The following is a 9374-nucleotide window of genomic DNA, read 5'->3' as shown; positions in this document are numbered from 1 at the left end:
GACCACCTACTTCTCGACCCCTCGGGAGTCCCTGGTGACCTCGTCGGCGAAGGCGGAGAGCTGGTCGACCATGGTGTTGATGGTCGACTTGAGCTCCAGGATCTCGCCCTTCGCCTCGACCGTGATCTTCTTGCCGAGGTCGCCCTGGGCCACCGCCGTCGAGACGAGCGCGATGTTGCGGACCTGGGAGGTCAGGTTGTCCGCCATGAAGTTGACGTTCTCGGTGAGGTCCTTCCAGACCCCGGAGACGCCCCGGACCTGGGCGCGCCCGCCCAGATTGCCCTCGGTGCCGACCTCTCGGGCGACCCTGGTGACCTCGTCGGCGAAGGCGGAGAGCTGGTCGACCATGGTGTTGATGGTCGACTTGAGCTCCAGGATCTCGCCCTGGGCGTCGACGGTGATCTTCTGGGAGAGGTCGCCGTTGGCGACGGCCGTCGTCACCTGGGCGATGTTGCGGACCTGGGAGGTGAGGTTCGACGCCATGAAGTTGACGTTGTCCGTGAGGTCCTTCCAGACCCCGGAGACGCCCCGGACCTGGGCTCGTCCACCGAGCTGCCCCTCGGTGCCGACTTCGCGGGCGACCCTGGTGACCTCGTCGGCGAAGGCGGAGAGCTGGTCGACCATCGTGTTCACGGTGAGCTTCAGTTCGAGCAGCTCGCCGGTGGCCTCGACCGTCACCGTCCGGGTCAGATCGCCCCGAGCCACCGCCGTGGTCACCGCGGCGATGTCGCGGACCTGGGCGGTCAGCCGGGAGGCCATGGTGTTGACGGCCTCGGTCACGTCCCGCCAACTGCCGCTCAGGCGCTGCACCTTGGCGCGCCCGCCCAGCCGCCCCTCGGTGCCGACCTCGCGGGCGACCCGGGTCACCTCGCCGGTGAAGAGGGAGAGCTGGTCCACCATCTTGTTGACGGCCCGGCCCAGCCGGCGCAGATCGCCGCGCAACTGTCGGTTCCCGTCGTGGAGGTCGACCCGCTGGGTGAGATCGCCGCCCGCCACCGCGTCCAGGACGCGCGTGGCGTTCGCCGCCGGTACGACCAGGGCGTCGATCAGCGTGTTCGCGCTGGTCACCCCGGCCTGCCAGGCGCCCTGCCCGGGGCTGGCGGCCAGCCGCTCGTCCAGGCGCCCGTGGCGGACGACCTCGCGGCGCACCCGCAAGAGCTCGTCGGTGAGGTGCTGGTTGCGCACGGCGACCTGGTTGAAGATCGCTGCCAGCTCGGCGGGTATGCCCTCGTGGGTCTCCTGGAGCCGGACCCCGAAGTCGCCGTCGCGCAGCGCGGTCATCGCGGCCAGCAGCGGGCGTAACTCCAGTGCGCGGATCCAGTCTCCGCCCCCGGGCGGCACGGCACTGTCTCTGTTCATCTCGGCCCACTTCGGTGACTCGGCGCTTATGGGCCCGCTCAGTCTGTCACTCTGTCGGTGTCATGAGGTGCGCAATGTGAGAACCGATCGGGAGCCGCACCGTGGGGTCCATTCCAACGCAGCGGGAGAGCGTGAACCGCCCACTCCGCCCGGCGCCTTCCCCCGACGCGGCGGAGCGCGGGACCGGGTCCGCCGCCCGCGCCAGCCTGCCCGGCAACCCGCACGCGCCGTCCGCCGCCCGCCGCTTCGTCCGGGCCGCCCTCGCCGACTGGACGGGCCAGGGGGCGCCCGGCGCCGCCCGGCTCGACGACCGGGCCGCCGACGACGCGGCGATACTCGTCAACGAACTGGTCACCAACGCCGTGGTGCACGCCGGCACCACCGTCGAGCTGGTCTGCCGCCTGGAGCCGCCCGCCGGGGACGAACCGGGCGCGGTGGTCATCGAGGTCTCCGACCACCACCCCTCCAGGGTCGTACGCAACGAGCCGCGCGGGGCGCGCGAACCGGGCACGCCGGAGTACGGGCGGGGGCTGCACCTGGTGGCGGCGCTCGCGGAGTGCTGGGGGATCACCTACCGCACCGGACTGAAGACGGTGTGGGCGCGGCTGCTCCTCGACACGGACGACGCCTCCCGCTCCGACGGGGACCCGGGCCCCGACGCGCGGCTCCAACGCGGCCTGCGCGCCGCCGAGATACTGGCCACCCCGCCGCGCGGCGCCCCGTCCGGGCAGGACCGCGACTGGGTGAACCGGGGCGCCCTCTCCTTCCTGGCGGAGGCGTCCGACCTGCTGGCGGGCCAGTTCGACGAGGACCTGATCGCGGCGCTCGCCGGACAGCTCCTGGTGCCCCGGCTCTGCGACTGGTGCGCGATCTGGCTCGGCCCGGAGGCCGGCGGCCCGGTCGGCGAGCCCCGGCTCGCCCGGGTGTGGCACGCCCGCGAGTCCGGGATCGCGGAGCTGCGGGCGGTCCTGGAGAAGGAGCCGCCCCGGCTGCCGGAGTCGGCGCGCGGTGGACCGGTCCCGATGCCGTGGCCGGGCCCGCAGCACGGCGACGACGGGGCGGCGCTCGCGTACCGGATGGTGGCGGGCGGCCGGGCCGTCGGCGTGCTCATGCTGGGGCGGGCCGGGATGGCGCGCATCCCCGACGAGGTCACCGGCCTTGTCGAGGACTTCGTGCGCCGGGTGGCGCTGGCGATCGGCGCCGCGCGCCAGTACACCCGCCAGGTCACCATCAGCCGGGTGCTCCAGCGCGGGCTGCTGCCCGCGAGCGTCGCGGAGATCCCGGGCGTCGACAGCGCGCTGGTCTACCAGCCCAGCGGCGAGGGCGTGGCGGGCGGCGACTTCTACGACCTGTTCCCCGGCGCCGACGGCCGCTGGTGCTTCGCCCTCGGCGACGTCCAGGGCAGCGGCCCCGAGGCGGCGGTCGTCACCGGCCTGGTCCGGCCCTGGCTGCGGCTGCTCGCCCGCGAGGGGTACGCGGTGCACGGCGTGCTCGACCGCCTCAACAAGCTGCTCGTCGACGACGGGGTCGAGGCGGCGGAGGCGGCCGCGCGGATGGTCGCGGCGGCCGGCGGACGCGAGGTGACCGAAGGCCCGCAGGCACGCTTCCTCTCCCTCCTCTACGGGGAGCTGGTACCGGTCCCCCAGGAGCAGGGCGGCGGCGTCCTGTGCACCCTGGCGAGCGCCGGGCACCCGCTGCCGCTGCTGCTGCGGCCCGACGGGTCGGTGCGGGCGGCGGCGGTGCCGCAGGTGCTGATCGGAGTGGTGGAGGGGGCGGCGTACGAGAGCGAGAGCTTCCGCCTGATGCCCGGGGACACCCTGCTGTGCGTCACGGACGGGGTGACCGAGCGCCGCTCGGGGAGGCAGATGTTCGACGACGGCGACGGGCTCGCGGCGGTGCTCGCGGGGTGCGTGGGGATGACGGCGACGGGGGTCGCGGAGAGCGTCAAGCGGGCGGTGTACGCGTTTGGCACGACGCCGCCGGAGGACGACCTGGCGCTGCTGGTGCTCCAGGCGCGGTGACCTCGGGCGGTCGGCCGGCCCCGGGGGCGCGCGGGCGTGCGGTGAGAGGGCGCTCCCCGGTGGCGGACAATGGGGGCATGCCTTCCGTACTGCCCGATGGTGAGCCCATGCCCGAGGACGGGGCGCTGCCCGGTTCCGCCCTGGAGGGCGCGGGGGAGCGGCCGCTCGGCTTCTACCTGCACGTTCCCTACTGCGCCACGCGCTGCGGATACTGCGACTTCAACACGTACACCGCCACCGAGCTGCGCGGCTCCGGCGGCGTCCTGGCGTCCAGGGACAACTACGTCTCCACCCTGACCGACGAGGTCCGCCTCGCCCGGAAGGTGCTCGGCGACGACCCCCGCCCGGTCCGCACGGTCTTCGTGGGCGGCGGCACCCCGACCCTGCTCCCGGCGGCCGACCTGGTCCGCATGCTGTCGGCCGTACGCGAGGAATTCGGCCTGGCGGACGACGCCGAGGTGACGACGGAGGCGAACCCGGAGTCGGTGGACCGGGCGTATCTGGAGGAGCTGAGGGCGGGCGGCTTCAACCGCGTCTCCTTCGGCATGCAGAGCGCGAAGCAGCACGTCCTGAAGATCCTCGACCGTACGCACACGCCGGGGCGCCCCGAGGCGTGCGTCGCCGAGGCGCGGGCGGCGGGCTTCGACCACGTCAACCTGGACCTGATCTACGGGACGCCGGGGGAGACGGACGAGGACTGGCGGGAGTCGCTGGCGGCGGCGGTCGGGGCGGGCCCCGACCACATCTCCGCGTACGCCCTCATCGTCGAGGAGGGCACCCAGCTGGCGCGCCGGATCCGCCGGGGCGAGGTCCCGATGACGGACGACGACGTCCACGCGGACCGCTATCTGATCGCGGACGCGGTGCTGGCGGAGGCGGGCTTCCACTGGTACGAGGTGTCCAACTGGGCCACCACGGAGGCCGGCCGCTGCCTCCACAACGAGCTGTACTGGCGGGGCGCGGACTGGTGGGGCGCGGGGCCGGGAGCCCACTCCCACGTGGGCGGGGTCCGCTGGTGGAACGTGAAGCACCCGGGGGCGTATGCGGCGGCGCTGGCGGGCGGACGCACGCCGGGCGCGGGCCGCGAGGTCCTCTCTTTGTCGGACCGCCGAGTCGAACGCATCCTCCTGGAGCTGCGCCTCCGCGACGGCTGCGCCCTGTCCCTCCTGCACCCGGCCGGCCTCGCGGCGTCCCGCCGCGCCCTGTCGGAGGGGCTCCTGGAGCCGGGGCCGTATGGGGAGGGGCGGGCGGTGCTCACGTTGCGGGGGAGGTTGTTGGCGGATGGGGTGGTGCGGGATTTGGTGGACTGAGCTTTTGTCCCCTCCCCGCCCGTTCCCTTAAGCCCTCCGGCGGGCGGCCGGGTGGTGGGCCGAGGCGGCTTGCTGGGGGCCGCGCCCCCAGACCCCGTTGCGGGGCTCCGCCCCGGGGCCCCTGTTTGTCTGCGGGTTCGTGGGGGCTGGTCGCGCAGTTCCCCGCGCCCCTGAAGCCCCGGGGCCCCTGTTTGTCTGCGGGTTCGTGGGGGCTGGTCGCGCAGTTCCTCGCGCCTCTGAAGCCCCGGGGCCCCTGTTTGTCTGCGGGTTCGTGGGGGCTGATCGCCCAGTTCCCCGCGCCTCTGAAGCCCCGGGACCCCTGTTTCCCTGCGGGCTCACGGGGGCTGGTCGCCCAGTTCCCAGCGCCCCTGAAGGCAGGCAGAAGGGGGCGCGGCCACGTTCCGGCCCTCCGGTGTTCGAGGAGCGGGGGGCAGGGAGCGAAGCTCCCTCCCTTCAGGGGCGCGGGGAACTGCGCGACCAGCCACAGACGACCCGCAGACGAATGGGGTCCCGGGGCGGAGCCCCCGGCAGCCCAGCCCACCCACCCCCGTGCCGGGGTCCGGAGCGGAGCCCCGAAGCAGGGGGCAGGGGCGCAGCCCCGCCGGGGGTCCGGGGGGGGGCTAGCCCCCGGGAGAGCCGCCTCAGCCCACCCCCACCCCCGGAGGGTTTAGGGAAGGGGCGGGGTGGGGGCCGGATCCGTGACGAAGTCGATCAGCTCCTCCACCCGGCCGAGCAGCTCCGGCTCCAGGTCCCGGTAGGAGCGGACCCCCGACAGGATCCGCTGCCACGCCGCCCCCGTGTTGGGGGGCCAGCCCAGCGCCCGGCACACCCCCGTCTTCCAGTCCTCCCCCCGCGGTACGACCGGCCACGACCCGATCCCCACCGACGCCGGCTTCACCGCCTCCCACACGTCGATGTACGGGTGCCCGGCCACCAGCACGTGCTCGCCCGTGACCGCCGCCGCGATCCGGGACTCCTTGGAGCCGGGGACCAGGTGGTCGACCAGGACGCCCAGGCGCGCGTCGGGGCCGGGGGCGAAGTCCGCGACGATGGCGGGGAGGTCGTCGATGCCCGAGAGGTACTCGACGACCACGCCCTCGATCCGGAGGTCGTCGCCCCAGACCCGTTCCACCAGTTCCGCGTCGTGGCGGCCCTCCACGTAGATGCGCCCGGCGCGTGCGACCCGCGCCCGCGCCCCGGGCACCGCCACGGAGCCGGAGGCGGTGCGCGCCGGGCGTGAGGGGGAGGGTGCCGGCGGGCGTACCAGCGTGATCACCTTGCCCTCCAGCAGGAACCCCCGGGCCTCCATCGGGAACACGCGCTGCTTGCCGAAGCGGTCCTCCAGCGTCACCGTTCCCGCCTCACAGCGGAGCACCGCCCCGCAGAACCCGGTCGCCACCTCCTCGACGACCAGGTCGAGCTCGGCGGGCACCTCGGGGGCCGGGGTCCCCTTCTTCCAGGGCGGAGTCAGGTCCGGGCTGTAGCTGCGCATTCGGATGAGAATACGGGCGGATCATGTGGCCATATGGGTGTACGCCGCTACGACACGCCGAATTCCGCCGCGAGCCGGGTCCGCTGCGCCCGTACGAACGCCGCGTCCACCACCGCCCCGTGCCCCGGCACGTACACCGCGTCCTCGCCGCCCAGGTCGAGCAGCCGGTCCAGCGCTGCGGGCCAGCGGGTGCGGACCGCGTCCGGGCCCGCCTGCGGTTCGCCGGACTCCTCGACCAGGTCGCCGCAGAAGACGATCTCGGGCGACCCCGGCGAGGCCGGGACCAGTACGGCCAGGTCGTGACCGGTGTGGCCCGGGCCCACGTTCGCCAGCAGCACCTGCCGCCCGCCCAGCTCCAGCGTCCACTCGCCCGCCACGAAGTGGTGCGGGCGCACCAGCAGGTCCGCCGCCTCGGCGGCCTGCGCGGCCGGCACCCCGTGCGCGACGGCGTCGGTCCGCAGGGCGTCGCCGTCGAGCACGCGGTCGATGCCCACCGCCCCGTACACCTCGGCCCCCGAGAACGCGGCCGTGCCGAGCACGTGGTCGAAGTGCGGATGGCTGAGTGCGATGTGCGTCACCCGGCGCCCGAGCAGCGCCTGTGCCTGGGCGCGCAGCTCGGCGCCCTCGCGCAGGGTCGACCCCGTGTCGTACAGCAGGACCGCGTCGGCGCCGACGACCAGCCCGGCCGTCGCGTCCCACCCCGGAAGCCGGCGGCGGCCCACGCCGTCGCCGAAGCGTTCCCAGCCGAACTCTTCCCATCTGACGTCCATGACGTGACGCTATCCCGGGCGGTCGGGGACGGCGTCCGAGCGCGCCGCTCCACCGCGCCGCGAGCGTCACGGGCGGCCGCCCTTGCTAGGGGTGTACCGGTCGGCCGTACACTGGCCGGGGGGTTGCTGGCACTCGAACGCACAGAGTGCCAGGCAGAGCGCCTAGGGACGACAGCTGGAGGTGTGCGCGGTGCTCAGTGAACGCAGACTTGAGGTCCTGCGCGCCATCGTCCAGGACTATGTCGGGACCGAGGAGCCGGTGGGCTCGAAGGCCCTGACCGAGCGGCACGCGCTGGGGGTCTCCCCGGCGACCGTGCGCAACGACATGGCCGTGCTGGAGGAGGAGGGCTTCATCGCCCAGCCTCACACCAGCGCGGGGCGCATTCCCACCGACAAGGGCTACCGGCTGTTCGTCGACCGGCTCGCGGGCGTCAAGCCGATGTCGTCGCCGGAGCGGCGGGCCATCCAGAACTTCCTGGACGGGGCCGTCGACCTCGACGACGTGGTGGCGCGGACCGTGCGGCTGCTCGCGCAGCTGACGCGGCAGGTCGCCGTCGTGCAGTACCCGTCGCTGACACGGTCCACCGTGCGGCACGTGGAGCTGCTGTCACTGGCCCCGGCCAGACTGATGCTGGTGCTCATCACGGACACCGGGCGGGTCGAGCAGCGGCTGGTCGACTGCCCGGCGCCGTTCGGCGAGACCTCGCTGGCGGACCTGCGGGCCCGGCTCAACAGCCGGGTGGTGGGGCGCCGCTTCGCGGACGTCCCGCAGCTGGTGCAGGACCTGCCGGACTCCTTCGAGCCGGAGGACCGAGGAACCGTTTCGACGGTCCTCTCCACCCTGCTCGAAACCCTGGTCGAGGAGACCGAGGAGCGGCTGATGATCGGCGGCACCGCCAATCTCACCCGCTTCGGACACGACTTCCCTCTGACCATCAGGCCGGTGCTGGAGGCGCTGGAGGAGCAAGTGGTGCTCCTCAAGCTGCTCGGCGAGGCCAAGGAATCGGGCGTGACCGTACGAATCGGGCATGAGAACGCCCATGAAGGGCTGAACTCCACGTCCGTGGTCTCGGTCGGCTACGGTTCGGGCGGCGAAGCCGTCGCAAAACTCGGCGTGGTCGGACCGACCCGCATGGATTACCCCGGAACGATGGGAGCGGTACGCGCAGTGGCACGTTACGTCGGACAGATCCTGGCGGAGTCGTAAGTGGCCACGGACTACTACGCCGTACTGGGCGTACGCCGCGACGCATCGCAGGACGAGATCAAGAAGGCGTTCCGGCGCCTGGCGCGTGAACTCCACCCGGATGTGAATCCGGACCCGAAGACGCAGGAGCGCTTCAAGGAGATCAACGCCGCCTACGAGGTCCTCTCGGACCCGCAGAAGAAGCAGGTCTACGACCTCGGCGGCGACCCCCTGTCGTCCTCCGGCGGCGGTGGCGCCGGAGGCTTCGGCGCGGGCGGCTTCGGGAACTTCTCGGACATCATGGACGCGTTCTTCGGCAACGCGGCACAGCGCGGCCCGCGCTCGCGCACCCGCCGCGGCCAGGACGCCATGATCCGGCTGGAGATCGACCTCAACGAGGCGGCCTTCGGTACGACCAAGGAGATCCAGGTCGACACCGCGGTGGTGTGTACGACCTGCAGCGGCGAGGGCGCGGCCCCCGGCACCTCGGCGCAGACGTGTGACATGTGCCGCGGCCGCGGCGAGGTCTCCCAGGTGACCCGCTCCTTCCTCGGCCAGGTCATGACCTCCCGCCCCTGCCCTCAGTGCCAGGGCTTCGGGACCGTCGTGCCCACCCCGTGCCCGGAGTGCGCCGGCGACGGCCGCATCCGCTCGCGCCGCACGCTCACGGTCAAGATCCCGGCCGGTGTCGACAACGGCACCCGCATCCAGCTCGCGGGCGAGGGCGAGGTCGGCCCCGGCGGCGGCCCCGCCGGTGATCTGTACGTGGAGATCCACGAGCTCAACCACGACGTCTTCCAGCGCCGTGGCGACGATCTGCACTGCACGGTGACCCTCCCCATGACGGCGGCCTCGCTCGGCACCAAGGTGCCGCTCCAGACGCTGGACGGCATGGAGGAGGTGGACATCCGCCCGGGCACCCAGTCGGGCCAGTCCATCCCGCTGCACGGGCGCGGTGTGACGCATCTGCGCGGCGGCGGCCGGGGCGATCTGATCGTCCATGTCGAGGTCACCACCCCGTCCAAGCTGGACCCGCAGCAGGAGGACCTGCTGCGCCAGCTGGCCAAACTGCGCGGCGAGGAGCGGCCGCTCGGCCAGTTCCAGCCGGGGCAGCAGGGGCTGTTCTCCCGCCTGAAGGACGCGTTCAACGGCCGCTGACGGTTTGGCCCGGTCTTTGTGTGCGGGCCGGTGGTGGGCTGAGCGCGCAGTTCCCCGCGCCCCTGGGTAGTCAGGGAC

General features: G+C 73.3%; 6 protein-coding genes and 1 pseudogene. 4 read left to right on the top strand and 3 right to left on the bottom strand.

The features are described 5' to 3' along the window. Positions 1–15 precede the first annotated feature (15 nt). Positions 16–1281 (bottom strand): annotated as a pseudogene (locus ACFWA7_RS38900) (HAMP domain-containing protein); the annotation flags it as partial. A gap of 179 nt (positions 1282–1460) precedes the next feature. Between ACFWA7_RS38900 and ACFWA7_RS38895 the strand changes: the two are divergent. Beyond that, positions 1461–3380 carry a SpoIIE family protein phosphatase gene (locus ACFWA7_RS38895; protein WP_385827911.1) on the top strand — a complete coding sequence of 640 codons (1920 nt, stop codon included), beginning with the start codon at positions 1461–1463 and terminating at the stop codon, positions 3378–3380. Between the two features lie 77 nt (positions 3381–3457). Further along, positions 3458–4690: a radical SAM family heme chaperone HemW gene (gene hemW / locus ACFWA7_RS38890; protein ID WP_385827908.1), complete on the top strand. Its 1233-nt coding sequence runs from the start codon at positions 3458–3460 to the stop codon at positions 4688–4690. 667 nt (positions 4691–5357) lie between these two features. Here the strand turns inward: hemW and ACFWA7_RS38885 are convergent. Beyond that, on the bottom strand, positions 5358–6182 hold the full coding sequence (locus ACFWA7_RS38885) for a DUF3097 domain-containing protein (RefSeq protein ID WP_385548070.1): 825 nt from the start codon (positions 6180–6182) through the stop codon (positions 5358–5360). A 47-nt stretch (positions 6183–6229) separates the two neighbouring features. Then, a complete protein-coding gene (locus tag ACFWA7_RS38880; protein ID WP_385827906.1) occupies positions 6230–6952 on the bottom strand; it encodes an MBL fold metallo-hydrolase in 723 nt (240 codons plus the stop codon). A 190-nt stretch (positions 6953–7142) separates the two neighbouring features. Between ACFWA7_RS38880 and hrcA the strand changes: the two genes are divergently transcribed. Next, positions 7143–8159 (top strand): heat-inducible transcriptional repressor HrcA, encoded by a 1017-nt coding sequence (gene hrcA, locus ACFWA7_RS38875; RefSeq protein WP_385548076.1) that lies wholly within the window; start codon positions 7143–7145, stop codon positions 8157–8159. Continuing rightward, positions 8160–9296: a molecular chaperone DnaJ gene (gene dnaJ, locus ACFWA7_RS38870; RefSeq protein WP_385548079.1), complete on the top strand. Its 1137-nt coding sequence runs from the start codon at positions 8160–8162 to the stop codon at positions 9294–9296. Positions 9297–9374 lie beyond the last annotated feature (78 nt).

The sequence above is a fragment of the Streptomyces sp. NPDC059994 genome (assembly GCF_042737755.1).
GTDB lineage: Bacteria > Actinomycetota > Actinomycetes > Streptomycetales > Streptomycetaceae > Streptomyces.
Note: the sequence above shows the minus strand (reverse complement) of the source record. Positions and strands in the feature narration are given on the sequence as shown.